General features: G+C 45.9%; 22 protein-coding genes and 5 tRNA genes. 15 read left to right on the plus strand and 12 right to left on the minus strand.

Going from position 1 to position 26,382, the window contains the following annotated elements; translation table 11 throughout:
- The first annotated feature begins 243 nt into the window (after window positions 1-243).
- Together ACDE64_RS05840 and ACDE64_RS05845 are read left to right on the plus strand one after the other, a co-directional pair.
- A complete protein-coding gene (locus ACDE64_RS05840; protein ID WP_411349318.1) occupies window positions 244-795 on the plus strand; it encodes a GbsR/MarR family transcriptional regulator in 552 nt (183 codons plus the stop codon).
- A gap of 412 nt (window positions 796-1,207) precedes the next feature.
- A complete protein-coding gene (locus ACDE64_RS05845) occupies window positions 1,208-4,480 on the plus strand; it encodes a S8 family serine peptidase (RefSeq protein WP_411349319.1) in 3,273 nt (1,090 codons plus the stop codon).
- 162 nt (window positions 4,481-4,642) lie between these two features.
- Here the strand turns inward: ACDE64_RS05845 and ACDE64_RS05850 are convergent, their stop codons facing one another.
- From ACDE64_RS05850 to ACDE64_RS05860, 3 genes are all read right to left on the minus strand, one after another.
- Complete coding sequence (locus ACDE64_RS05850) at window positions 4,643-5,164, minus strand: hypothetical protein (RefSeq protein ID WP_411349320.1); 522 nt, start codon at window positions 5,162-5,164, stop codon at window positions 4,643-4,645.
- 182 nt (window positions 5,165-5,346) lie between these two features.
- Window positions 5,347-5,670, minus strand: a complete 324-nt coding sequence (locus ACDE64_RS05855) for a DUF6171 family protein (RefSeq protein ID WP_411349321.1) — start codon at window positions 5,668-5,670, stop codon at window positions 5,347-5,349.
- Between the two features lie 64 nt (window positions 5,671-5,734).
- Window positions 5,735-7,222: an alpha-N-arabinofuranosidase gene (locus ACDE64_RS05860; RefSeq protein ID WP_411349322.1), complete on the minus strand. Its 1,488-nt coding sequence runs from the start codon at window positions 7,220-7,222 to the stop codon at window positions 5,735-5,737.
- Between the two features lie 180 nt (window positions 7,223-7,402).
- Between ACDE64_RS05860 and ACDE64_RS05865 the strand changes: the two genes are divergently transcribed.
- Complete coding sequence (locus ACDE64_RS05865; RefSeq protein WP_411345553.1) at window positions 7,403-8,353, plus strand: ArsR/SmtB family transcription factor; 951 nt, start codon at window positions 7,403-7,405, stop codon at window positions 8,351-8,353.
- A gap of 162 nt (window positions 8,354-8,515) precedes the next feature.
- On the opposite strand, the gene ACDE64_RS05870 is transcribed toward ACDE64_RS05865, so the two are convergent.
- The 5 genes from ACDE64_RS05870 to ACDE64_RS05890 form a co-directional block, all read right to left on the minus strand.
- On the minus strand, window positions 8,516-9,892 hold the full coding sequence (locus tag ACDE64_RS05870; RefSeq protein ID WP_411349323.1) for an arabinan endo-1,5-alpha-L-arabinosidase: 1,377 nt from the start codon (window positions 9,890-9,892) through the stop codon (window positions 8,516-8,518).
- On the minus strand, window positions 9,889-10,731 hold the full coding sequence (locus tag ACDE64_RS05875; RefSeq protein ID WP_411349324.1) for a carbohydrate ABC transporter permease: 843 nt from the start codon (window positions 10,729-10,731) through the stop codon (window positions 9,889-9,891). Before ACDE64_RS05875 ends, ACDE64_RS05870 begins: the two co-directional genes overlap by 4 nt.
- A 70-nt stretch (window positions 10,732-10,801) precedes the next feature.
- A complete protein-coding gene (locus tag ACDE64_RS05880; protein ID WP_411345555.1) occupies window positions 10,802-11,740 on the minus strand; it encodes a carbohydrate ABC transporter permease in 939 nt (312 codons plus the stop codon).
- A 247-nt stretch (window positions 11,741-11,987) separates the two neighbouring features.
- Complete coding sequence (locus ACDE64_RS05885) at window positions 11,988-13,352, minus strand: ABC transporter substrate-binding protein (protein ID WP_411349325.1); 1,365 nt, start codon at window positions 13,350-13,352, stop codon at window positions 11,988-11,990.
- A gap of 132 nt (window positions 13,353-13,484) precedes the next feature.
- A complete protein-coding gene (locus tag ACDE64_RS05890) occupies window positions 13,485-14,999 on the minus strand; it encodes an alpha-N-arabinofuranosidase (protein WP_411349326.1) in 1,515 nt (504 codons plus the stop codon).
- Window positions 15,000-15,734: 735 nt separating this feature from the next.
- Between ACDE64_RS05890 and ACDE64_RS05895 the strand changes: the two genes are divergently transcribed.
- The 5 genes from ACDE64_RS05895 (at window position 15,735) to ACDE64_RS05915 (ending at window position 21,177) form a co-directional block, all read left to right on the plus strand.
- Window positions 15,735-16,220: a Fur family transcriptional regulator gene (locus tag ACDE64_RS05895; protein WP_411346715.1), complete on the plus strand. Its 486-nt coding sequence runs from the start codon at window positions 15,735-15,737 to the stop codon at window positions 16,218-16,220.
- A gap of 518 nt (window positions 16,221-16,738) precedes the next feature.
- Window positions 16,739-17,920 (plus strand): alanine racemase, encoded by a 1,182-nt coding sequence (alr, locus tag ACDE64_RS05900; RefSeq protein ID WP_411349327.1) that lies wholly within the window; start codon window positions 16,739-16,741, stop codon window positions 17,918-17,920.
- Between the two features lie 224 nt (window positions 17,921-18,144).
- Window positions 18,145-18,426: a CopG family ribbon-helix-helix protein gene (locus ACDE64_RS05905; protein WP_411345562.1), complete on the plus strand. Its 282-nt coding sequence runs from the start codon at window positions 18,145-18,147 to the stop codon at window positions 18,424-18,426.
- A gap of 3 nt (window positions 18,427-18,429) precedes the next feature.
- Window positions 18,430-18,780 (plus strand): type II toxin-antitoxin system PemK/MazF family toxin, encoded by a 351-nt coding sequence (locus tag ACDE64_RS05910; RefSeq protein WP_411345563.1) that lies wholly within the window; start codon window positions 18,430-18,432, stop codon window positions 18,778-18,780.
- Window positions 18,781-18,951: 171 nt separating this feature from the next.
- Window positions 18,952-21,177, plus strand: a complete 2,226-nt coding sequence (locus ACDE64_RS05915; RefSeq protein WP_411349328.1) for a Tex family protein — start codon at window positions 18,952-18,954, stop codon at window positions 21,175-21,177.
- Between the two features lie 356 nt (window positions 21,178-21,533).
- On the opposite strand, the gene ACDE64_RS05920 is transcribed toward ACDE64_RS05915, so the two are convergent.
- Window positions 21,534-21,899 (minus strand): hydrolase/acyltransferase, encoded by a 366-nt coding sequence (locus ACDE64_RS05920; protein ID WP_411345565.1) that lies wholly within the window; start codon window positions 21,897-21,899, stop codon window positions 21,534-21,536.
- Window positions 21,900-22,117: 218 nt separating this feature from the next.
- Between ACDE64_RS05920 and ACDE64_RS05925 the strand changes: the two genes are divergently transcribed.
- The 3 genes from ACDE64_RS05925 (at window position 22,118) to ACDE64_RS05935 (ending at window position 22,801) form a co-directional block, all read left to right on the plus strand.
- The gene (locus ACDE64_RS05925) at window positions 22,118-22,603 is read left to right on the plus strand and encodes a SprT family protein (protein WP_411345566.1); all 486 of its coding nucleotides are present in this window, start codon (window positions 22,118-22,120) and stop codon (window positions 22,601-22,603) included.
- 24 nt (window positions 22,604-22,627) lie between these two features.
- Window positions 22,628-22,703: transfer RNA gene (locus tag ACDE64_RS05930), tRNA-Asn, on the plus strand.
- Window positions 22,704-22,709: 6 nt separating this feature from the next.
- Window positions 22,710-22,801: transfer RNA gene (locus ACDE64_RS05935), tRNA-Ser, on the plus strand.
- Window positions 22,802-23,080: 279 nt separating this feature from the next.
- Here the strand turns inward: ACDE64_RS05935 and ACDE64_RS05940 are convergent.
- On the minus strand, window positions 23,081-23,956 hold the full coding sequence (locus tag ACDE64_RS05940; protein ID WP_411349330.1) for a Cof-type HAD-IIB family hydrolase: 876 nt from the start codon (window positions 23,954-23,956) through the stop codon (window positions 23,081-23,083).
- Window positions 23,953-24,738, minus strand: coding sequence for a DeoR/GlpR family DNA-binding transcription regulator (locus ACDE64_RS05945; protein ID WP_411345568.1), 786 nt, complete (start codon window positions 24,736-24,738; stop codon window positions 23,953-23,955). The genes ACDE64_RS05940 and ACDE64_RS05945 overlap by 4 nt, the downstream gene beginning before the upstream one ends.
- 240 nt (window positions 24,739-24,978) lie before the next feature.
- Here ACDE64_RS05945 and ACDE64_RS05950 point away from each other — a divergent pair.
- From ACDE64_RS05950 to ACDE64_RS05960, 3 genes are all read left to right on the plus strand, one after another.
- Window positions 24,979-25,050: transfer RNA gene (locus tag ACDE64_RS05950), tRNA-Glu, on the plus strand.
- A 19-nt stretch (window positions 25,051-25,069) separates the two neighbouring features.
- Window positions 25,070-25,142: transfer RNA gene (locus tag ACDE64_RS05955), tRNA-Lys, on the plus strand.
- A gap of 17 nt (window positions 25,143-25,159) precedes the next feature.
- Window positions 25,160-25,242: transfer RNA gene (locus ACDE64_RS05960), tRNA-Leu, on the plus strand.
- Between the two features lie 255 nt (window positions 25,243-25,497).
- Here the strand turns inward: ACDE64_RS05960 and ACDE64_RS05965 are convergent.
- Window positions 25,498-25,701, minus strand: coding sequence for a helix-turn-helix domain-containing protein (locus ACDE64_RS05965; RefSeq protein WP_411345569.1), 204 nt, complete (start codon window positions 25,699-25,701; stop codon window positions 25,498-25,500).
- Window positions 25,702-25,923: 222 nt separating this feature from the next.
- On the opposite strand from ACDE64_RS05965, the gene ACDE64_RS05970 reads away from it, so the two are divergent.
- Window positions 25,924-26,292 carry a helix-turn-helix domain-containing protein gene (locus ACDE64_RS05970; RefSeq protein ID WP_411345570.1) on the plus strand — a complete coding sequence of 123 codons (369 nt, stop codon included), beginning with the start codon at window positions 25,924-25,926 and terminating at the stop codon, window positions 26,290-26,292.
- Window positions 26,293-26,382: the final 90 nt, after the last annotated feature.

A 26,382-nucleotide genomic window follows, 5' to 3' on the forward strand; every position in this document is an offset into this window, starting at 1 on the left:
CGATTTGCAACACAACGGGATTAATTGTAGCAAATCTGATTTTGCAAATCAACCGTAAAATCCGTATAATAAGTTTGTACAGAAAAAACTGTACGATGTTTACAATATAAATGCTATACTATGCTATGGAATACTCCCAAATACTCCACTTTACTTTTTTTGATAATTTTTTTAAAATGATGAATGTTCATTTATTTCGGATTATTTCGTATAAACTGTATATATAGAATGGAGTGTGCAAGCATGAGCTTGGACCAATTAGATGAAAACCAGCTGGAAACAATACAAAAGTTGCGAAAGCGAGTGATCGAGGTTATCGGTCGCAACATGGATCTATACGGCATCTCGCATTCGACCGGTCATCTATATGGCTTGCTTTTTTTTGCTGATCGTCCGATGACATTGGATGAGATGGGAAAAGAAATGGCGATGAGCAAAACTAGCATGAGTACGGGGGTACGCAATCTGCTGGATTTGCATATGGTCAATAAAGTATGGGAAAAAGGTTCACGCAAAGATTTGTATGAAGTGGAATATGATTGGTATCAGACGTTTACTGATTTTTTCGTTATCAAATGGCGGAAAGCAGTAGAGAGTAATATGTTAATTCTACGCAAATCCGTACGGGAGATTGATCGGCTGATTACAGAGTTGGAAGAACCTACTGTGCGGGACGTATTATTAGAAGATAAAAAGAAAATGCAGGAATCAATCAAATATTATCTCTGGCTAGATCGTCTGATCGATGCGATGGAGGAAGGAACGATCTTTGATCTCGTTCCACGTGAGGAATAAAATAGTAGAGACGAACGGCATCACATACAAGATGGCACGATTCCAACCTCATTTTTGCTAAAGCATTTGGCGGCTGCATTAATAAACATGCAGAAAGCTGAATGCTTTTTTGTTATGTCGTTGGAACGATAAGAGGGCAAAAAAAGGGCGGTTAGGCGGATTTTTTTGTGCGGATTAATAAAATATTACTTGCAGATTATAAGTAACGCAAAAAATATCTATTCATGGATAAAATATCTAGCCAGTGGTCAATTCAGATGATAATATAATGCTACGTAACAAAATCTTCCTAATATGAAGGAAACTTTGAAGAAGGAGGTCAATAAAGCTAACATAGCAATAATCTGGAATATTGCAGGGGTATGCTGCACAGACAACATCTTATTACACTACACGAAATGAGGGACGTAATTTGACGAAATTCCATGTTTTACGCAGGCTGTCCACAGTTTCGATGGCAGCGCTGCTTGCTGCCGGAACGATCTGGACGCCGGGAGCTGCACATGCTGCAACGTTAGGAACTGCCGAATCGCCATACATACTGGAGCAGAAGACACTGCCTGACCATCTGATTGGTCTTAACAGCAGTAGCCAAGAACATGTCATCTCTCCGAATATCAATACCGGCAGCAAAGCGAATATTCGCGTTATTGTTCAGCTCACTACACAGCCAGCTGCTGTTGGTGAATATGCGTCCCAGCTTGGATTGCAGTCGCTTGCCGCTGAATCTACGGAAAGTACGGTCAACAATCAGCAGACGGATCTCGTGAGCCGTGCAGTAGCCAAAGGAATCAATCTGCACGTCAATTATCGTTACAACACGGTACTGAATGGGATGGAGATCACAATTCCAGCCAATCAGATTCCACAATTGGCGGAACTGGATGGAGTCAAATCCATTTATGAGAACAGCACGTATTACACGATTCCTGTACAGGACCCTCCATCGCTGACGGCAACGCAAGCTACATATGATGCTTCCCCGTTGTCCCTGATCGGTGCGCAGACCGCATGGGCAAAAGGCTTGACGGGTAAAGGTGTCAAAGTCGGTGTTATTGATACCGGTGTCGATTATTACCACCCCGATCTGAAAGACGCTTACAAAGGCGGCTATGATTCCGTAGACAAGGACAAAGATCCGTATGAAGATCGTCCATTGTCGGTAGAAGAAGATCCGTACGGCACTGGCTTCTCCGGCACATCGCACGGTACACACGTATCCGGTACGATTGTCGGTCGTGCTGCCAATACAACAAGTGATATCGTACAAAAAGGGGTAGCGTACGGAGCAGACCTGTATGCTTACCGCGTATTGTCCCGTAACCCACAAACCAATCGTGCGTCCGGTTCTTCCGCACAGGTGATTGACGGTATCGAGCATGCAGTCAAAGACGGCATGGACGTAATCAATTTGTCACTCGGTTCCGATTCCGAGAAAAATGTAAATTCCCCGGATTCCGTAGCGATCAACAATGCCGTATTGAGCGGTGTAACTGCGGTAGTAGCGAATGGTAACGCAGCGACAGCTGGATATTACTACTACTCGATGGGTTCACCAGCGAGTGCACAGCTCGCCATCTCGGTTGGTGCATCGTCTACTCCGTATTCTCTCTATACAGCTAGCGTAACAGCTTCTGTATATGGCAGCACGAAGGCAGCGGCTACTTCTGAAGCTTCCAGCGTGAACTATCTGGATGGCAACGGTCCAACCGTTAGCCAAAATGTATATGATGATGCACAAAGCTATGGTCTGAACGTGATGGGCTGGCAAGTAGCCAAAGAAGACTTTGCTTCCATTCTGGGTACGAAAGCACTGGATGGCGTATATGTCGGTCTGGGTGCAGAAGCAGACTATGATGGCAAAGATGTAAAAGATAAAGTAGTACTCGTATCGCGTGGTAATCTGCCATTCGTCGAAAAAATGGCAAATGCACACAAACATGGTGCCAAAGCGATCATCATTTTCAATGGTAATGCTAAAGCAAGCAATGCCACTGAAGCTGATCTGTCGGAAAGCATCTCCGGTCGTGATGGTCATATCGGTTCCACTGCCTTTATCGGCGAAGGTTTCGACTATGTGCCAACATTCGATCTGGCTGGTAAAGAAGGACGCGCACTGGCACGCAAAGCGCTGAGCAGCAACAATGGCGAAGTTTCCTTTGCTTTTGGCAGCAGCTATCCGAAAACTGAAGTGCCAGGCGACTACATGGCAGACTTTAGTTCCCGTGGTCCGAACCAGGATGGATTGCTCGGTATCAAGCCAGATGTATCTGCACCAGGTGTCGGTATCCGCTCCTCAATCCCGGCTTATGGCAAATACATCAAAGATGCTTCGTACGCACAAGCGTATGAGCGTGAAAACGGAACAAGTATGGCGTCTCCGCACGTAGCTGGTATGGCTGTGTTGCTGAAGCAAGAACATCCAAACTGGACACCATTTGATATTCGTGCGGCACTTGCCAACACGGCGGATAATCTGTCCGATCCAAGTGGTACACAGTATGATGTATATTCTCAAGGTGCAGGTCGCGCCAATGTAGGCTCTGCCGTGTATACACCAGCAGTATTGCAAACGGTCGAAGATATCACAATTCTGGACAAAAACTGGAATAAAACAAAAGTAACGAACTACAATCCATCCGCAGCCTTCGGTGTACTGACAGCTGGTGGCGATGCGGTAGATAAAACACTGCAACTGAAAAATACGTCCGGTTCGTCCGTTACGTACAAAGCGAGCGTGAAGCTGCATGCGAATGTTACTTCCGATCCGTATGCACCAACAGCTACGCCGGATGTAAGTAAACTCACCGCTTCCCTCAAAGGCGTAAATGCTGACGGTTCCGTAACAGCGAGCGCAGGCAATGCATCACAATTCTCACTGTCGGTACAAGCAGCATCTACCGCAGCAGAAGGAGCATACGAAGGCGAAGTTGTACTGACAGCTGCCGGTTATCCGACACTGCATCTGCCATTCGTCGCTCATGTTGGCAAAAACGATCCAGATAGCGGACTTGGTCTCCAAGAAGTAACTGTTAGCCAGCCGAAGATTACGCTGAACGGCAAACAGGATTCTACGAATGTAGGTTTCCGCTTGCTGACTAGTGATACAAACGTATTGGAACTGTATGCATACAATCTGGAAGATGAATATGTAGGAACTCTGGCACAAGCGGTACAAACGCCAACGGAACAAGGGTATCCAGTATTCGCACCAGGGCATTACCAGTTCAGCAATGTAGATAATGTCTATATCGGTCAAGACGATACAGGCAAGCCTGTTTACAAAGTACTGGGCAAAGGCGTGTACAAACTGGAACTCGTTGCGTACAACATCGACTCTAGTGGCAATGTTAAACAAAGCACACTCAAACGTGCCTATGCTTCTTACCGCGTAGACGGTACAGAAAAAGACCGCATCAATACAGCTGCCAGAGCGTTTAACTACATTCTGGATGGCAATAATGTATTGGGTCAACCAGTACTGAACCTGCCGCAAGACGGTCGCGTAGAGTACAAAATCTTGTCTAGCAGTGACGTGAAATACGTAGATAACAATGGTACGCTGATCAAATATCCGTATACCGATTACCGTATTGCTCGTCTGCAAATTCAACTCACTTCCGTTGCCGACCCGACTGTGAAAAGAACGGTGAACGCACTGGTGAAAATCAACAAACCCAAATGATCATACGTACAATAACTGAAATGAACTAAAAAGACCCTTCAGGATGTCAGGCAGCTGCTATATAGCAGCTTGCCTATGCCTGAAGGGTCTTTTATTTCTCCGTATTCGAAGAGGACATATTCCATACAATCAAAGTTGTCTTTTGCATGGTGAAGCCTATCTTTATTTTACGCCGAGTTGAGTATACAACAGCGTTTGCTGGTGTACAGCTTCGGCGTATTTATCATGCTCTGGCTGTTGCAAAATGAACGTCAGATCGTCGTGGAAATCTTGCACCATATATCCTTCCGGCAGATCTTCAAACAAGCTGTGAAAATCAACTTCCGGTAGTTGCTGAGTACCTTCCGCTGCTCGTTGCAACCAGTCGATCCAATCGGTGAGCGATAATACACCAGTCATATATAGATCTTCCTGCAAGCTGATAGCATCCTGCAAGCGCTCGTAATCTTCCGCTGCCTGATGCAATGCAAAGGCTTGGATCACGACGGTATACAGCGCATCTGCGGCTTCGGCAATTTCACCGTGTAACGGTTGCTCTAGCTGCTCGTGGAAATCTTCCAGCTTCAACTGACCACCTTCATCGTACAACAAGGGTACAACTGAGCATTGATGTACAATATCGATCAGTGTATCTTCCTGCAATGTATGTTCCTTGTACAATTGTTCCAATTGATGTGCTGACATGAATACCCTCCATAATATCGGCAGACCTGTTACAGCTTGCCGGGCGCGTAATTGATGAGTGTTGTTAACGTAGTGCTGTTGTGCAATCATAACTCGTAACGATTATACACTACACGGTTGCAGGATGCTCTCCCTATTGGAGAATATACATATCTATCGATCGTGATTGATCATTCTGGTGATTATACCCACTGTGCACCATAGGGCGACGGACAACGACTAGCCACTAGCCGCGTGCGAATATGCACCAGACAACCACAATGTTTACAGGTAGTGCCGAATTGCAGGGAAGGGCAAGACATACAGGTGTTAAAACGTTCCTGTTGTAGAGCAGGATTTGCTAGTTCATGTTCCTGCTTACCTTGAATAGCGATGACTACCAACTGTTCAATCTTTTCCTGAGACAGCTGGGGGCTGCGGTTACAGCCTTTACAGCCAGCATCCACAGGCGGTGAAGAAGGATGACGAAATGGATCATGATGAGAGGGAGCAGGTTGTGAGTTCAATGCTTGCTATACCTCCTCCGAATGGCAGAATAGGTTAAAATGAACCCCATCTTGCAAGATAACATCAAGCCTGCGACAGAGTGATCGCAGCGACCGAAGCCGCCGGTAGCTCAAAGCTCAGTACGCCTTCTGCCGACAACGTTACTTCAAGCGATTGCGGAGCAACACGATCTGGTTGGTCAAACGTATTGTGTGCATCCAGTGCATCACCAGCGATCACTTGTGCTGTAGCCGTGTAGGAGCCAGCACCATCCAATTGGCATTGGAATGCTTCTGATTCGTTATGGCTCAGGTTGCAGACGGTGATATGAATATGACCGTGCGCATCACGCGAAGCAGCCGCACTGATTTTGGGAATGGATTGTGCGCCGAATTCGTATGACGGGCTATCGAATTGCAGATCCAGTCGTTCGCTATCCTGATGCACCTGATACAGATTGAATACATAATACGTTGGCGTGAGTAGCATACGATCGCCTTCGGTCAGCACCATGGATTGCAGTACGTTGACCATTTGAGCGATATTTGCCATTTTGATACGGTCAGCGTATTTGTAAAATAAATGGAGATTGACGCCAGCAATCAGTGCATCACGGATCGTATTTTGCTGATACAGGAATCCCGGATTTGTGCCTGGCTCTACATCCGTCCAGATGCCCCACTCGTCGATGATAAGACCGACCTTTTTATCTGGATCGTATTTGTCCATAATTTTGGAATGTTTGATGATTAATTCTTCCATGAATAACGTGTTTTTCAGCGTACGGAACCATTCGGTTTCGTTGAAGCCAGTGGAAGGGCCTTTGACTGGGAAAAATTCGCCACTTGGCAATGTATAATAGTGCAGACTTAGCCCGTTCATATGCTGAGCCGCTTCACGCATCAGCACTTCAGTCCATTTGTAATCGTCGACGTTGGGACCGCAGGCGATTTTATAAATTTGGTTGTCGCCATAGTTCCGTACATAGGTGGAATAATGACGATACAGATCAGCGTAATATTCCGGGCGCATATTGCCGCCGCAGCCCCAGTTCTCGTTGCCGACGCCAAAGTAGGTGATCTTCCACGGTTCATCACGACCGTTACGGCGGCGCCAATCTGCCATCGGGGACGTACCGTCCTGTGTCATATATTCAACCCATTGCTGCATTTCGTGCACAGTACCGCTGCCTACGTTGCCGCTAATGTATGGCTCTGTATCCAGCAGTTCACACAGTCGCAGGAATTCATGCGTACCGAAATGGTTATTTTCCTCAACACCGCCCCAATGGCTGTTTACCATGCGTGCGCGTTCTTCCAGTGGACCTACGCCATCTTTCCAATGATATTCATCTGCAAAACAACCGCCCGGCCAGCGTAGCACCGGAATATGTAAATTTTGAAGCGCTTCCAAAACGTCGTTGCGAATACCGTCCGTATTTGGAATAGGGGAGTCTTGGCCAACCCACAGTCCTTCATAAATACAGCGCCCTAGATGTTCAGCGAATTGACCGTGGATATGACGACTGATGATGACATTTGTTTCGTTTGTGTTCACATTCATGTTAACCATTGGAATAATCCTCCTTTAGTGGATAAAGCGTTGATTAGACAGGGATGGAAAGGAACAGAACGGTAGTTGAATATAAGATTTGAGAATTTCGAGTAGAAACGTTTGTGTTTTTATTAACATAAGGATATAGTGATAAGATAAATATAAATGTTACACACTTGCCAACGGAGGAGCTTGAGTATGAATCTGGACATTTCAGAAAAATCATTGCCTGTGTATGAAGCCCTAGCCAGCAGTGTACGCCACAAAATCATTCAACTGCTTGCCGAACGTCCAATGAATATCCGCGAATTGGCGGAAGCGGTAGGATTAACGAGCGCCATCGTATCCATGCACGTCAAAAAGCTGGAAAAAGCGGCAATCATTTCAACCAATATGCAGCCTGGCAAAGGCGGCGTGCAAAAAGTGTGTATGCTACAGGTAGAAGAAGCGAATATTATTTTCCCTAACAAAGTCGAGCATTTGCGTCAATATCATGAAAGCGAAATCTCGATCGGGCATTATACCGATCTTCAAGTGGAACCAACGTGCGGACTGGCTTCAACCGACAATTTTATCGGTCAGGTAGACGATACGCGTTACTTCTTTGATGCGGAACGGTTTCAGGCAAAAATTCTCTGGTTCAGCGAAGGATTTATTGAGTATAAAATCCCGAATTTCCTATTATCGACCGAGAATCCGCTGGAGCTACTTATTTCACTGGAAATCGCTTCGGAAGCACCGCTTACCGATAATCGGTTTCCGTCGGATATCACCTTCTATCTGAATGAAGTCAAGCTGGGTACATGGACCAGTCCCGGCGATTATGGAGACAAGCGCGGGAAATACAATCCGCCATGGTGGCCGGATATCGTCAACCAGTACGGTCTGCTCAAGCATCTACAAGTGACCCGTGAAGGGACTTATATGGATGGCATCAAGATCTCCGAGGTCAATCTGGATCAAGTGAATGTGCGTGATCGCCAGTGGAGTCTGAAGATCGCCGTTGAGACGACTTCGGAGCATGTAGGTGGATTGACGTTGTTTGGACGCGGCTTTGGTAACTATAATCAGGATATTGTATTCCGACTGTATTACGACAAAATCGTGCGTCAATCGCTGCAACAAGCCGAAGAGCAACCGCAACCATAACCATCATAGCACAACCGCAAGCAACATAAATACCATCATAATCGGCATATTCGGTGGCGCTTACATTCTATCATGTATACACCAGTACAGAGCGCAATCAGTAGCCGATAAGATAAGGCAAGAGGGGCGAACGAATGAACGTTCAGCCCCTTTTGTGCATATCTATTTGGTATTGTATTGTTGCTTTGCCCAGACCGCATATCCGATATCGTCATATCCGGTGCCTGTAATGGTCGTACATTCTCGTTCCCAATCCCAAGAGGGCAATAGCTTCAATATCGTATGTCCGACCGGTACAAAGCCTGCTTGTCCGTCTTGAGCAGCTGCCGGCGCACTGTTCCATTCCAGCACGAGTGTACGTGCATCATCGAGAATCCATGTACCATGTCGCTTTCCAGCAGAAACAGTTCCATCACCGTTCAGGGTAAAAGCAACAGCTTGTGCCAGATCGGATTGCTGCGGGTCAAAGGTAATCCATTCCCAATGACCAATCAAGGCTGTTGCATCAAAATCCTGTTCCTGCTCGCCAGCATATCGCTCTGGGGAAACGACAGGCCAACCGTCTTCTGTCCACAGCATTTTTCGGATATGCAGATACGGCCAGCTTTTGTCCTGTTCACCGCGTGCGTGATGCACGATGTAATAATCATCTCCATCGCACAGCACGGAGTTATGCCCCGGTGCAATCCAGCCTTCGCCTTCGCTAAAGCGATAGCCACCAACGATTTTGCGTCCAATATCGTGCTGCGGGCGATAATCCAGATCACTCATCACTCGCCCATGCTGATCGATATAAGGCCCGTCAATATTGTCAGCCCGTGCCACGCGTACATTGTAATCCTTGAACAACGAGTCATACGATACAAACAAATAATACTGCTTAAACTCTGGATGATACACAATATACGGTCCTTCAACCGCACCATCCACCGTTTGTTTGTCACGTCGTGCCAGCAGCGTACCGAATCCCTCTACAGACGGCTTACCCGTCTGTTCATCCAGCGGCAAAATATGAATGCCGCCGAAGAACGAGCCGTATACCATCCATTGCTGACCATCAGCATCGCGCAACACTTGAGCGTCGATCGCATTGGGACCATCACCCGGCTCTGTGCGAATGACAGAACCACGGTCGATCCACGGACCTTCCGGTGAATCACTTTCCATCAATCCGATCATAGAGCGAGTACTGCCAAACGTAGAAGCCGAGTAATACATCCGATACAGATCGCCGACCTGCACGACATCTGGCGCCCATAGATTCACAGATTGTGCCCATTCAGCGGCGATTTCTGGAATACCCGGCAGCGCATAACCAACCCATTCCCAGTGAATCAGATCCTGAGAGCGACGTACCATCACGCCCGGTGTTAATTCACCGCCAACTCGCACATCGGTCGAATAAATATAATATCCGTCTTTCGTTTTTAAAATGCCCGGATCATGGGCGTTATTAATGTTCCAACGGGACTCATCATCCAGAATCGATTGATCATACAGCTTGTATGATGGTGGAGCAGAAGGAAACAAAATACTCATCCTTTCACTCCAGAAATCGCAACCGATTCGATAATTTGACGCTGGAAGATCAGGAAGATGATCAGAATCGGCAGCAACGATACAACAGATGCCGCCATGATCAGCGGATAGTCACTTTGAATCGCATAGCTGGCGTTAAAGTTAGCGATAACGAGCTGCAATGTTTGAATTTCCGGCGAGTTCAAATACAGAATCGGCGGCAAATAATCATTCCAGATTCCCATAAACCAGAGGATCAATTGGGCAGCAATCGCTGGTTTGATCAGCGGTACGATAATGCGTGCATAGATACCAAAGTAAGACGTGCCGTCAATTTTGGCGGCTTCAATGATCGCATTGGGAATGCTGTACAAATATTGACGTAGGAAGAAGATCATGATGATATTCCCGAACAATCCCGGTACGATCAGTGGCAGTAGCGTATCTACCCAGGTCCATTGCGAGAACATAATAAACTGCGAGATCATAACTGCCGGATATGGAATCATCATCGCGGACAGCAGCATCAGGAAGATGTGATTTTTGTAAGGAAAACGTAGTTTGGCAAACGAGAACGCCGCCAGACTGGATGTCAGCGTACCGACCACGGTCACACTGACAGCAACGATCAGACTATTGATAATCCCGTTCATCAATGGACCAGCTGTCCAGATTTCCGCGTATTTAACAAAATTGAATGTTTCCGGGATCCACTGTGGCGGCAGGGCGAAGACGGCTTCGCGATCCTTGAGCGAGGTGGAGATCATCCAGAGCAGCGGCAAAATCATAAAGACGGCACCGAGGCATAACGCGATAAAGATGATAACATTGGTTATTTTATGCTGTTTGCTGTATACCATGTGTACACACTCCTTCTCAATCCATGCTTGTGTTGTTTATGCCAGTAGCCTTGTATCTATACACTTCCAATCAATCCACATCAAAGGAAGAGCTTTCGTTCATTTTGAACTGTACTAGCGTAACGATGAAAATAAACAGTCCGAGTACAACCGCCATTGCGGAAGCGTAGCCCATTTGCAGATTTTCAAATGCTTTTTGCCAGATATAGAATACGACCGTTGCGGAGGAGTATTCTGGTCCACCGGTTGGTGTCATGATGTTGATTTCAGTAAAGATTTGCGATCCGCCGATGATGTTAGTCACGACGAGGAAGAACGTAACCGGACGTACCATAGGCCAGGTGATATGACGGAACATACTGAATCCGCTAGCACCATCCAGTTCGGCAGCTTCATAGTACGAACGCGATACACTTTGCAGTGCTGCCAAATACAGCAGCATGGAGTAACCAAGACCTTTCCAGATCGTCATCAGGATAATCGCTGGTTTTACGGTCGATGTGTTGGCAAGCCAGTTAGGGCCTTTGATGCCGAACAGCTCAAGGAATTGATTGACCAGACCGTAGTCACCGTTGTAAGCCCATTGCCACAGGATGGAGATAGCAGCGAGTGAAGAGATAACTGGTACATAATAAATCACGCGGAAAGCCGTTGTCCCCGGAATTTTGCGATTTAAACCAAGTGCAAGCAGCAGAGAGAGCAGCAGCCCGATCGGAATTCCGATCATCAGGAAAAATGTATTGTACATGGATGTATAGAAGAAGTTGTCGGTAAACAATACTTTATAGTTGTCCAGACCGATAAAGTTCATCTGACCCAATCCGTTCCAGTCGGTAAACGAACCATAAATTGAATATAGTGCCGGATACAGCGTGAACAGCAAGAAACCAATGACAGGCGGGAGGATAAACAGATAGCCGTAAATTTTTTCTTTGCGGTATAAACTGGAGCCTTTTTTCATCACACGAGTTTTGCTGCCTTCCTGAAACAGATCAGAAGTCGCTTTCATCAATTTCACCTCTACTATTCTGAAATATTATTTCCTCATGAGTCACCGTAGCGGAATACAAATGAGGTTAGCTTTCCGCCTTGCTCTAAGTATGTTGTCATAACCCGTTTTGCCGAAAACTAACGTCATGTGCACTCCTTGCACAACATAGTTGCGGATGATGTGTCACTTCAAATGACGGAAAGGAAAAGACGGTCATGCCTGCATGATGGAAGCTGCGCACGCACGGCATGACCGATGGAAATTATTACTTGCTTGCTTTTGCCTTAGCTTCTTTGGCTTTGGTTTCTGCGGCAACTGCTTGATCCAGCAATGCCTGCATTTTTGGTTGTTCTTGTTTCACGTAATCGGCAGCAGTTACTTTGCCGTCCAGTACAGGTTGCAAGTCGGTAAAGAACAGGTCATACCATTCTGCGTTGTACGTGTACTGTCCTGGCAGTGGTCTGCCGTACTCGTTGACGATTTGCAGGTATTCTTCTTTGTTTGCAGGCGGCTCGGATGTGTTGGATGCCCATTCTTTTGCCATGTCTTGCAAGTTCGGAATTTGTACGCCTGAATCGACGAGTGATTTTTGTCCTTCTGGTGAAGCGGACAGGTACGTTACCAATTTGGCAGCCAGCTCAGGCTTGGTCGTTTTGTTAGAAACGCCGATACCGAGACTTCCTACCCATGAAGCGGTTTTGCCAGTGGAACCGGCAGGGAATGGAATAATGTCATAGTCGAATTTCAATTCACGTTTGAATGTGCTCAGATCCCAAGGTGCTACCGGGAAGAAGGCAAGTTCGCCTCTCATCCAACGTTGGTACGTATCGAGTGTTTGGGCTTGTTCAATCGCTGGTGTGATTTTGTATTTGTTTTGCATATCAGCGAAGAATTGCAATGCTTCAACGAATTTTGGATCGTCGATTGTTACTTTCGTATGTGTGTTATCCAACCAGTCTGCACCGTTGCTCCATACGAATGGTTGCAATGTCCATTGTGCGTTCAGACCAGTACCGAATTGATCGAGTTTGCCGTCGCCATCAGTATCCTTAGTCAGCTGTTGGTTGACTTTGATAAACTGATCCCATGTATACGGTTTGTCTTTGTCAGGTATCGGGATTCCCGCAGCTTCGAACATCGTTTTGTTGTAGCCGAGTGCGAAGGGACCCAGATCTTTTGGCAGACCATAGATCGCGCCTTTGCCGACTTCGGTGCCATCATAACGGTACATGTTTACGCCGTCTGGCCACATGTTAGCAAGATCCACATTGTCTTTGTTCTCGATATACTGTGTAATATCAAGCAGAATATTGTTGTTCACATAAGCTTTCAGATCAGCTGGATTGTAGAAAAATACGTCCGGAATGCTGTTACCTGTGATCGCAGCTTGCAGCTTGGCAGCGTACTGATCGGGGTTTGTTTGAATGACTTTCACGCTTACACCAGGGTTATCCTTTTTGAATTGCTCAACGACAGCGGTATACGCTTTTTGCTCATCTGGTCCGCCGCGGAACATAAAGGTGAGCTGATTCGGATCGGAGCTTCCTCTGGTGCCGCCACAACCAGCTAGTGCTAGTGAGAACAGCAGCAGTGAGGCCAGAATGATAAAAGCACTTTTTTTGCGAAACATAAAACGACCTCCTCATAATTGGTGAATCATTCCGTACGATAGATCATTCATTGCAATAGGATAAATCAATCTAAATAAGCAAGATCAGGAAAAAAAGATAATGATAACGCATACATAACTGATCTGAAAGGATTAGGCTTTACGCAAACGAATCACATTCCACGATGCTTTTGGCAGACGGGCTGTTAGGATACCATCGTCCAATGTAGATTGACCACGGTTATGCGGTTTGACTTTTTCTTCGTCAGCCGTATTGACCGCTTTCAGATCATCATTTTCTAGTACGAGATATTCTTCAACCGTATAGCCTTCAAAGGAACATACATCAATCGTGACATCAAGCGCATCGGTCAGATGACGATTGACAGCAAAGATCGTCAGATAATCGTTCTCTTCATCATGCACAACCGCGCTGTCTAAGTAAGGCACATCCGTATAATCTTTGGCATCGTATGCCGGAGAATTGATTACCGGTTTGAGCGATACACCGCGTCCATAAACGGAAGCATGCATATAAGGATAGAAAATCGTCTGTCTCCACGAACGTCCGCCAGTTTCGGTCATAATCGGTGCGATGACGTTGACCAGCTGGGCGAGACATGCCATTTTGACACGATCCGCACGACGGAGGAAAGTAAGCAGCATACTGCCAACCAACAGCGCATCTTCAAAGTTATAAATGTCTTCCAGCTGCGGTGGTGCAATGCTCCAAGGGTCCATTTTGCTATCCGCTTCGTTGGAGTGATACCAGACATTCCATTCATCAAAGCTCAGATACATCGTTTTTTTGCTGCGCTTTTTCGCTTTGATATAGTCGCAGGTCGAGATAACAGTATGAATGAAATGATCCATATCGACCGAGCGTGCCAAATAGTTGGCAGGATCATTGTCCTGATTGCCATAATATTGGTGCAAGGAGATGTAATCGACTTCATCATACGTGTAATCCAGTGTAGTCGCTTCCCATTGTGGGAATGTTGCCATACCGGTGTTGGAACTGCCGCAGGCGACAAGTTCGATAGAAGAATCAACTTGGCGCATCGCTTTGGCTGTTTCCAGTGCGAGTTTGCCGTAATCTTCTGCGTTTTTATGTCCGATTTGCCAAGGACCGTCCATTTCATTGCCCAGACACCATGTTTTGATGTTATGTGGATCGGAGTAACCGTGCTGCTTGCGCAGATCGCTGTAATATGTACCGCCGGGATGATTGCAATATTCGAGCAGGTTGCGAGCTGCATCAATACCGCGTGTTCCGAGATTGACTGCCATCATAACGTCAGAGCCGATCTCTTTTGCCCATCTGGCAAATTCATTCGTTCCGACTTCATTTGGTTCTATCGTTCTCCATGCGAGTTCCATACGTTTCGGACGCGATTCTACCGGTCCGACGCCATCCTCCCATTTGTAACCGGATACAAAATTGCCACCCGGATAACGAATGATCGGCACCTGAAGCTCGCGGATCATTTGTTTTACATCGTCACGGTAGCCATGCTCGTCTGCCTGCGGATGGGAAGGATCATAAATGCCCCCATATACAGCGCGACCGAGATGTTCAATAAACGAGCCATAAATCCGTTTGTCCACTTCGGCAATGCGAAAAGATTTGTCAATAATCATGTTGGCTTTGATACTGGATTGCGACATGTCGTTCATCCTTTCATTTAACCTCATGCAATACTGGATGACTGAAGATCAAGGCTTGTTAGGGATATACAGTTTTTACATTCCGAATGTATCACACAATCATTTATCAGTCAATAATAATATTAATTATTAACATTTATATTAACTAAAAGTGAAATGTAAAGGATAGCATGTTAGATGCCGGGAAGAGGAGAGTAATTGGGAGTTTTTTGAAGGGACGACCATTGTATGGAAGGATGAATTAAACATAGCCGGAATTGCTTGTAACGTCTGTACGATAATATGGAAGAAGAATGAATAGTGTAAACCACGATTTGTAAAGTGAATTCCTTGCATCTGTATTAAAAAAATGACGTCTTAAAAACGAAACTTTTGCAGGAGAACGATTATTTTTCTTCTTTAAATAAGAGAAATCATATGGCAACGTTCCATATGCCTATTTACAAACAGATGATACTTTGGGTATTATAGACTTATAATTATTCTAAGTATAAATCTGATCATGAACACTTAGAATAAACACAGCCTTACGCCCTGTGCGTGAATATACAGATGCCCATCTTCATTTATAGTATAATTGTCAGACATGACCGATACGTCAGAATGGTAGTTTACTTGCCGGTACAATGACCTATCGTAAATAGAAACAATGAAATGACGAATATGGTGAATACACAATCAATCATTGGACGGACTGTGCAAAATAAACCGGAAGGTGTGAATAACATGATGATGCTGACGGAACAGATCGACCGGATTAAGGAACGTTTGAAATCCAAAGGTTATAAACTGACGCCACAGCGCGAGACGACAATCCGGGTATTGCTGGAACACCAAAAAGACCATTTGAGCGCAGAAGAAGTCTTTTTACTCGTAAAGGAGAGATTCCCGGAGATTGGTATGGCCACCGTCTACCGGGTACTCGATTTGCTTAATGAACTGCAAATCGTACAGAAGGTCAATTTTGGCGACGGTGCCGCTCGTTTCGATCTGCGTGCAGCCAATAGCCCTCATTTACACCATCATCTGATCTGCACACGCTGCGGGAATGTGGAAGAGATTATGGATGACTGGCTGCTGGCGCTGGAAAAACGAGTAGAGCGTGAATACGGCTTTACCGTTACCGATCATCGGCTTGATTTTCAAGGTGTATGCTCTGCCTGCCAAGCAAAAGAACGCGAAAAAAATAAAGGCGGTAAAAACTGCCAAGCAGTATCCTGAAAGTAAAGGTAGGAGCGCCGATTATATTGGCGCGACTTCCATAGGTACGTCATCAAAGAGCCTGTACAGGCTCTTTTTTGCTGTGGTGGTTACAATTTTCAGTTATATAGCCGACATATAGATGAAAAGACTATTTTTGACATGATAGATGATAGATCAATCATAAAATCAATTCTGCTCAAACGCTGGCACCGCAGCAGAGCCGCGAATGTGAATATTGCGGTACCATGGTCGCTTACAAATGATTTCAGGATACTTTAGCACTTTAATGTAAATTTCCTAAATTGCAAAATACCCGCTTCTATTCTGAAAGAAGCGGGTAAATACTACAAACAAGGCGAAACCGCACAGACATCTGCTGGACGGCTGTTCGCCTTTTCTAGGTGGAATTTGAAATGTAGTACCAATAACGGTTAAGCTTTTGTTGTAGGCTCTGATGCAATTGACAGGTATCCGACTTCCGCATTAACATAGTGATATTGCCCGGATGGGCAAAAACGGATAGAAGGTGACTGTAAGTGCAACAGCAATATCGACCAACAAGAGCCGAAATTAATCTGGATGCGTTGCGTATCAACTACGAGGCGTTCCGTCAAGCTTTACCGGATACGACTTTATTGATGCTTTGCGTCAAAGCGAGTGCCTATGGGCATGGAGCTGTCGAAGTATCCAGAGAGCTGGAACGACTTGGGGCAGATTATTTAAGCGTTGCGTTTCTGGATGAAGCGATTGAGCTGCGTCAGCATGGCATCAACCTGCCCATTCTCGTGCTTGGGTATACCGGGCCAGAAGCGGTGGCGGTCGCTTATGAGTATGACGTTACATTAAATGTATTTACGGAAGACGTGCTAGAAGCGATTGCCGGACTGTCTGTGGAACCTTCCGGACGCAAGCTCAAAGCTCATATCAAAATTGACAGTGGAATGGGACGACTGGGACTGTTTCCAGATGAAGCGCCTGCTTTTATCGCAAAAGCATTTCAGGTGCAGACGTTGGAAGTCGAAGGCATGTTTACCCATTTTGCTAGAGCAGATGAGCACAACAAAGATTATACACTGATGCAATACGAAAATTTTCAACGAGTGGACCGGGAATTGCGGAACATGGGTTATACTATCCCTGTAATACATACGGGGAACAGTGCTGCCGCGATGGACATGCCTGAATTATCTCCACAGATGATTCGGCTCGGAATTGCATTGTATGGGCTGTATCCTTCGACCGAAGTGAACCAGCAGGCGATAGAATTAGCCCCGGTCATGACACTTAAAACGGGAATATCGTATGTGAAGACACTGCCGACCGGTGCGGGTATCAGCTATGGCACTCGCTATTTTACCGACGAGCCGGAAGTCATCGCTACACTCCCAATCGGTTATGCCGACGGATATTCACGCTTAATGAGCGGAAAAGCCGAAGTGCTGATCCGCGGACGCCGTGTTCCAGTCGTTGGCACCATTTGTATGGATCAGTGTATGGTATCACTCAAATCTTTTGCTGATGAAGCAAAAGAAATCCAAATCGGCGATGAGGTTGTCTTAATCGGCCGTCAGCAGGATGAATTCATTCACGCTGATGTGCTTGCTTCTTGGCTCGGAACCATCAATTACGAAGTCGTCTGCATGATTGCTTCCAGAATACCACGCCTGTATTACCGCGATGGTATACCCGTTAGTCGCTGTAACCCCCTTCTAGGATAGAAAATATTTTTCGTCTAATGGAAGGAAACGGAAATTTCAGCGCGAATCTTACATAATGTGATGAAAAGTCTGTACGAGCGCCTTCATTGTGGTTTATAATGATGGCAGCAAAGTAGCCATATGCACTGTGCCTATGGTCAGACCATAAACTTGGATTCGCATTATGAAAATGCCGTTACACAGCTAAGGGGTATAGCTGAAAAGGTTTTGGGGGTGCTGGACAGTTGGACAACATGCAGAACGTGCAAGGGATTACGATCCATTTACCGGATCAGCTTTTGCAGGAAGTCGATGGGATCGCAGCTTTGGATAATTCCGACCGCAATGAGGTTATCAGAAAGGCAACGAAAGTGTATCTGACGGAGCGCAAGAAACGGATTGTCCGTGAATCGATGCAGCGTGGGTATATGGAAATGGCCAAGATCAATCTGAGAATCGCTTGTGAAGCATTCTATGCGGAGGAAGAAGCGGACATCACTCTGGACCGCTTAGTTAGCGGGGTGTAGACATTGATCGTAAAGCGTGGCGATGTATTTTTTGCAGATTTATCGCCCGTCGTCGGTTCTGAGCAGGGTGGCGTGAGACCGGTTCTGGTAATCCAGAATGATATCGGTAATCGCTTCAGTCCGACGGTCATTGTGGCGGCGATTACGGCGCAGATTCAAAAAGCCAAATTGCCGACGCACGTGGAGATCGACGCGAAGTCCCATGGGTTTGACCGGGATTCCGTCATTTTACTAGAGCAGATTCGTACCATTGATAAGCAGCGTTTGACTGACAAAATCACACATCTGGATGAGGAGACCATGCGTAGAGTGCATGATTCTCTCCAGATCAGTCTGGGCCTGATAGATTTCTAAAGGCTTATGGCGAGCAATTAGACCCGGTGGATGCACCGGGTTTTTTGCGTCTTCCCATGCAGGGTAACAGGAAGATAAGGTATGGTTTGAGATCATGCTCAACTTTTGAGATAATATATCTATTGAACACTTGGTTCTCCGCATGATCGGAGAGTGGAAAGAGGGATCAGATTGTCTGAACAAAACGTAATTAGTGAAGCACAGGCGAAAGTCAGTGAGCAGCAGGTTCGTGAACGGATTGTCCGGCAGATTGCCGACGAGCTGCACATTTCGCAAAAACAAATTCGTACAACCATCGATCTGCTGTCGGAAGGCAATACGATTCCGTTTATCGCCCGTTACCGTAAGGAAATGACTGGCGAATTGGATGAAAATCAACTGCGCGATATTGAAGAACGTCATCAATATTTGCGTAATTTGCAGGAGCGCAAGGAAGAAGTACTGCGTATTATTAGCGAGCAAGGCAAGCTGACAGAAGAGCTGGCTGCTAGCATTCAGAACGCTGCCAAATTGCAGGAAGTAGAAGATCTGTATCGTCCGTATCGACAAAAGCGCAAAACGCGCGCTAGTGTTGCCCGTGAGAAAGGTCTGGACCCGCTTGCAGAATGGATCATGAGCCAGCCCAAGGCGCCAGAAGCATTGGTGAAGGCTGCTGACTATATTGATGCTGACAAAGGCGTAAAAGACGCTTCACAGGCGTTACAGGGAGCTATGGATATTATCGCGGAAAACATCTCTGACGATGCTGCTATTCGTACATGGGTGCGTCGCTACACGATGGATCATGGACTGCTCGTAACCGAAGCGCGCAATGCGGATGAAGAATCCGTATACGAGATGTATTACAGCTATCGCGAGCTGGCGAAAAAAATGCCACCGCATCGTATTCTGGCAATCAATCGCGGAGAACGCGAAAATGTGCTGAAGGTACAGCTGGAAGTAGCGCCGGAATCTATTCACCGCTATATCGAAAAGCGGATCGTCAAGGGACCCTCTGCTGTGCAACAGCTGCTTGGACATGTAGTCGAAGATGCGTACAAACGTCTGATCGCACCTTCGATTGAGCGCGAAGTACGTACTGAATTGACTGAAAAAGGCGATGAGCAAGCGATCTCGATCTTTGCTGGCAATCTGCGTAACTTGCTGCTGCAAGCACCGATCAAAGAAACGCGCGTACTCGGCGTCGATCCAGCATTCCGTACCGGTTGCAAACTCGCTGCTGTCGACGAAACCGGCAAACTGCTGGAAGTAGCAGTGACCTATCCAACACCACCAGTGAACAAAAAGCGTGAAGCAGCAGATATTTTCCGCCGAATGATTGATCAGTACGAGGTAGAATTGATTGTCATCGGCAATGGTACTGCTTCCCGTGAAACAGAGCAGTTCGTCGCTGAGCTTATTCAGGAGATCAACGAGCGCAAGCTGGCTTACCTGATCGTCAGTGAAGCCGGAGCAAGTGTATATTCTGCATCCAAGCTGGCGCAAGAAGAGTTCCCAGATCTGGATGTGGCACAACGCAGTGCGGCTTCAATCGCCCGTCGTGTGCAAGACCCGCTCGCTGAACTGGTCAAAATCGATCCAAAAGCGATCGGCGTCGGTCAATATCAGCATGACGTATCGCAAAAAAATCTGGAAAACTCGCTCAAAGGCGTGGTTGAATCCGCAGTAAACCATGTCGGTGTCGATGTGAATACAGCGTCGCCATCGCTCTTGTCTTATGTGGCAGGGGTGAACGCGACGATTGCCAAAAACATCGTGAAATACCGCGAAGAGAACGGCCGCTTCACCAGTCGCAAGCAATTGCAAAAAGTACCGCGTCTTGGTGCCAAAACATTGCAGCAGTGCGTCGGTTTCCTGCGTATCAAAGGCGGCGACAATCCGCTTGATTATACCGGCATTCACCCGGAAACATACGATGCTACACTGAAGCTGCTACAATCACTGAATATCCAGCCAGAGCAACTGGGCAGCAGTGAAGCTGTATCTGCACTTGCGAGTGTGGACGCGGAGCAAACTGCCGCTGCACTGGACATCGGTGTACCAACGCTGCGCGATATTCTGGACAGTCTGCAACGTCCAGGTCGTGACCCGCGTGACGAGCTACCATTGCCGATTTTCCGTACCGACGTGCTGAAGATCGAAGATCTGACACCGGGTATGGAGCTGCAAGGGACGGTACGCAACGTGATCGACTTTGGTGCCTTTGTCGATATTGGTATCAAAAATGACGGTCTAGTGCACATCTCGCAGCTGAGCGAAGGATTTGTCAAACACCCGATGGACGTTGTTTCGGTCGGAGATAACGTAACGGTCTGGGTACTGAATGTTGATCTGAAAAAAGGCAGAGTCGGTCTGACCATGCGCAAATCGTCTGCCGGGCAAGCTTCAGGACAATAACAACCATAAACGTATAAGTACAGCGTACGTAGTAAGATTGTTTCGAGCGCCAAGAGTATGTCAAGTAACCGAAGCGCGAACAACACCATAAATCGTGCCCCGTACCCTATGTTATGGGTATTGTTGATTTCATCTAAGATATCCAATCGGCAAATATAAAAGGCTGCATCTCTTCATGAACAATCTCATGAAAGAATGCAGCCTTTTTGTTGCGCTACTGTAACGCATGTCTACAATTTGCACATACACATACACATACACATACACATACACATACACATACACATACACATACACATACACATACACATACATTATTGTCAGCAGGTAAACCATTTAGTTGTCAAATTGCAGTATTACACCTGCTGTTCTTCCCATTCCTCATACCACTGTTCCAATTGCGCCTGAAGCGCGCGGATTTCCGTTAGTAGCGAGATCAGCGGATACTCTTTTTCCTGCAACGAAGCAAACGATTGCTCCAGCGCATTGATATAATCCAATCCGCCAACAATGCTCGCTTCGTCCTGCAACAATTCGAGCTGACTGCATTCCGCTACCGCGCGTGGTAGAGCAGGTACATTGGTCGCTGTCAGTTTGCTGATTTCCTTATGTAAACGAAGATTCAGCGCACTCAATTGATACGCATAATCGGCAGGCATCTCCACATATTCGAGTTGTTGATCCTGCTGTAAAATAACATAACGCATACGAGATGTAGTCATTCGTAATTCTCCCCTGTATGAAATTGCTGCCGATGATGACAGCCTATCGTTACAATAAAACAGTGCCAAACTACAGTTTGTACTTGAAGTGTAATGCATAACAAAGTTAAAATTCAAGAGAAGATAACGATTTGCTTTGCTTTTCTGAAAGGAGCGCATTGCGAATACAAATCATCGTACATTCGGAACAATCATATCAAAGGAGCAGAGCGGGTTTCATGACTAACGAAGAGCTACAGGCATGGGTAGAGCAACTATCTCTTGAGCATTTTGACCGACCATTTCTGCATCATGCTGTATTCAACGGACGGCTCCGTACGACAGGTGGGCGCTATTTTCTGCGTAGCCACAATATCGAGATCAACCCGCACCAATTACAGGCATTTGGACGCGAGGAAGTAGAGAAGATTATCAAGCATGAGCTGTGCCATTATCATCTGCATATTACAGGACGTGGTTATCAGCATAAAGACCCGGAATTCAAATACTGGTTGCAGCGTGTCGGCGGCGGACGCTATTGTCAGATCCCGCCGGAGATGATGGGCGGCAAGCGTAAAGAGATGTACCGCTATCGATTGCTGTGCCGCGACTGCCAGACCCAATACTTGCGTAAACGCCGAATGGACCCGACACGATATCGCTGTGGCAAGTGTGGTGGGAAACTTACATTAGAGTCGCTTGACTTGCCACGGGAAACATGGTAATCTATTTTTTGTATTGATCAACGTTCCCTGATAGCTCAGTTGGTAGAGCACTCGACTGTTAATCGAGTTGTCACAGGTTCGAGTCCTGTTCGGGGAGCCATTTCTTGGAGAGATACCCAAGTGGCTATAAGGGGACCCTCTGCTAAGGGGTTAGACTGCGTAAGCGGTGCGAGGGTTCGAATCCCTCTCTCTCCGCCATATGAATTTTACGATTCATGTAGCAATATTAGCAGCATACATAAGCAGTAGAAGAGTCGACGATGTCGGCTCTTTTTTTGTTCATTTGTATGCTTGAATATAGACCATCGATACATCAAGGAATGAACACATAAATTTCCGCAAGCAGCCGTTAACTACATAAGCAAGAATATGAATTAGAATTGTAAGTCAACAGCCCCTTGATCTGTATAGAGCAGTACACAGATCAAGGGGCTGTTGTTGATTAGTTTATATTGATATTACTTACACCGTTTTCGTTCAAGACAATGGAACATTCAATCCAAGCGCTTTGTAAATGGCATGCGCCACACCGTCTTCTTCATTAGTGCGTGTCACTTCATCCGCAATCGCTTGTACTTCTGGTTCGGCATTGCCCATCGCCACGCCAAGCCCGGCGAGTTGGATCATGGATACATCGTTGAAGTTGTCACCGATTGCCATAGTCTGTTCCAACGGAATATTGTAATGCTCCGCTAGATGTTGAAGCGCTGTGCCTTTGGAAGCATTTTTATGTTCTAGCTCAAAGTTGAAATTACCGGATACGACCATCGTCATATCGTCGCGATTAGCAAAGTGCTGACGTCCAACTTCCAGTTTGGCAGGATCTATAGAGAGCGAGAGGATGTTGTAAAACTCTGCGTCTTGCGGAATATCTTGGTACGTATCAACACGAGTCATTTTCAAACGAGCGCCCATCGACTGCATTGCTTCTAGCATTTGCAAATAGGTCGGGTCCGGGTTAGTACTCAGCAGACGATCAACTTCAACTGCGAGCAGCTGATGACCACTACCGATCGTATAGATACCACGACTCGTATGCGCCTGATAGTAATAGTCATTGCTCTCCAGCCATTGTAGCACTTCCTCAGCCTGTTGACGCTCCAATGGCAGTGAGAACAGATGCTCGCGATGCTCATTATGGATAACCGAACCGTTCGAAGAGATAACCGGTGTCACCAGTTCAGCAGCATCAAGGAAGTTACGTACATTGTTGTGTTCACGTCCAGTTGCAATACTCACGATAATGCCTTCTTGCTGAGCAGCGAGAATGGCAGCTTTGTTCACTTCATTAATATAGCTGTGACCGCTTAATAATGTTCCATCCAGATCGATAGCGATTAATTTGATATTCATATTGTCAGCTCCTTTGTAAATAATGGATCAGCGACCCATAGTTCGACTTCATATTTATCCAGCAATTCTTGAATAGCAGGATCGGGCGAACGGTCGGTAATGATCAGATCGACTTCGGACAAATCGGCAAATTTATAAAAAAGCTCGCGTCCGAATTTGGAATGATCCGCTAGCACGACGACCATCTCTGCCTGCTGCATCATTTTATGCTTGATTCGTCCTTCTTCTACCGTCAGCGAAGTGAGTCCTTTGGCAGAAATACTGCCCACTCCGATAAACGCGCGTTCGGCAAAATAATGCGATAACGTCTCAACCGCAGCCGATCCGTAAACGTAACGATGCTGCGATTGCAGTTGCCCACCAAGCAAATGAACGGAAATGTCCTGCTTGTCGGATAGCACATCTGCTTGATTGATGGAATTGGTAATGACGGTACACCCAGGCGCGTCGATAAAGTCGGCACAGGCTTGTACCGTTGTAGAGGAATCGAGGATGATGCGTTCGCCGCCTTTGATCAGTTGCGCTGCACGATGTCCAATTTGCTTTTTCTCAGTCGAAACGGTATTTAACCGATCTTTGTAACTGGGAATAATAATCTTGCCGGTAGAGAGGAGGGCGCCGCCGCGGGTACGAATAATGGAGTTTTGTTCTTCTAATCGTACGAGATCACGACGAGCCGTATCCCGAGATACCTGAAACAATCGGCAAATATCCTCAATCGTAATCCGCCGATGTGCACTCAGATAATCCAGAATATGAAGCATGCGTTCTTCCTGATACATAATCCACAGTCTCCTTTAGATGCAATGCGTGATAAGTATCATCATTAAGTGTATATAAGTTATTATAAGTAAATGTAAGTTTAATAACAAGTGGAAGGATGTAAATGAAGGATAAATAAGGCAAACGATCAGCAAAATAATATACAATTAATCTTAAATCAGTTTTAAACCATTCTATAAAAAAATGCTTGCAATGTGACTCTGTACTTGATATAATCATTTTTGTTGCTGAGAAAATAAGGCCCGTTGGTCAAGGGGTTAAGACACCTCCCTTTCACGGAGGTAACAGGGGTTCGAATCCCCTACGGGTCATCCCTTATTACATTATTGAGAGCCATTAGCTCAGTTGGTAGAGCACCTGACTTTTAATCAGGGTGTCGAAGGTTCGAGTCCTTCATGGCTCACATTTATATTATGCCATGCGGTCGTGGTGGAATGGCAGACACGCTATCTTGAGGGGGTAGTGGGTGTATACCCGTGGAGGTTCGAGTCCTCTCGACCGCATTCAGAATGTACCAAAAAAGACCCTGTTGAAAAACAGGGTCTTTTTATTTGCATCTATAGCATAAAATGGAATAAAATGAATAAATAAGGCGATCTTGCACATAACGATGTTGAATTCCGTGACAAACCATACTATATTAGTAATCATAATTGTATTTTGTTTAAGCGGAACATCGATACATATCCAGGGTGCTCTGGTTGCTATCTTCACATCATCATATTGTTCTTGCTTTGTTTATGTATGCCATGTGCCGCTTATCTAAAATTCTCGGGAATGTCCAGCAGTTCGGCGACTTGTTTGCGGTATTTTGTCGCTTTGCGCGTTCCATTGATCAGGTTGGACAAACGCGATGGAGGAATCCCGTAACACTCACAAAACGTCTTTTGATCCATTTGTAACTCTGTCAGTCTCTGTTTGATAGCCCAGCCAAAAGAGGTAACAGGCTGCTTGCGGTTCAACAAATATCACCCCTTTGTTTGTAACAAGTGATGCTGTTTCTGTTATGCATGGACCGGTACCGGTTCCCTGTCCATGTGCATATGGTATAATGTTTCAGGAAAAGAAGTAAAAAAATGTCGTTAGACCAATTATATACTTAAATACGCTTTTTATCAACATTAAAATACTTATAAAAGTGTTGTTAAAAGATTTAGATGACATGGTCGGGGAGTGGAAATGATATGCAGTCGCAATCTATTTATGAACGCATCGAATTACTCATCAAAAATAAGGGTATTACCAAAAAGTCATTCTGCGAGCAATTGAAGATTAGTACAGGTAACTTCGGTGATTGGAAAAGAGGTAAATCCACACCGGGTACACATAAACTGATCGAGATTGCCGCTTATTTTGATGTCAGTTTGGACTGGCTTTTGACGGGCAAAGAGCGTTATGCCGAAACGGTTAACGAGCAAAATAGCCCGTATTTTTTTGAACTTATGGGGCAATTGAATTGCCAGGAAGAAGTGCTGGCAGATAAGGAAAAAGATTTCATCAAAGAATATATCGAATTTACCGTATACCGCAAAGCCAGACAGCAAGAGCAATAATTGTTGGATCACCGCAAACCGCAGACCGGAGCAGATAACAGAAAAAAGGCTGATTTCGTTCACCAGCAAGTAGGGTGAAGAATCAGCCTT

Source organism: Paenibacillus sp. WLX2291, from assembly GCF_046603665.1.
Taxonomy (GTDB): domain Bacteria; phylum Bacillota; class Bacilli; order Paenibacillales; family Paenibacillaceae; genus Saccharibacillus.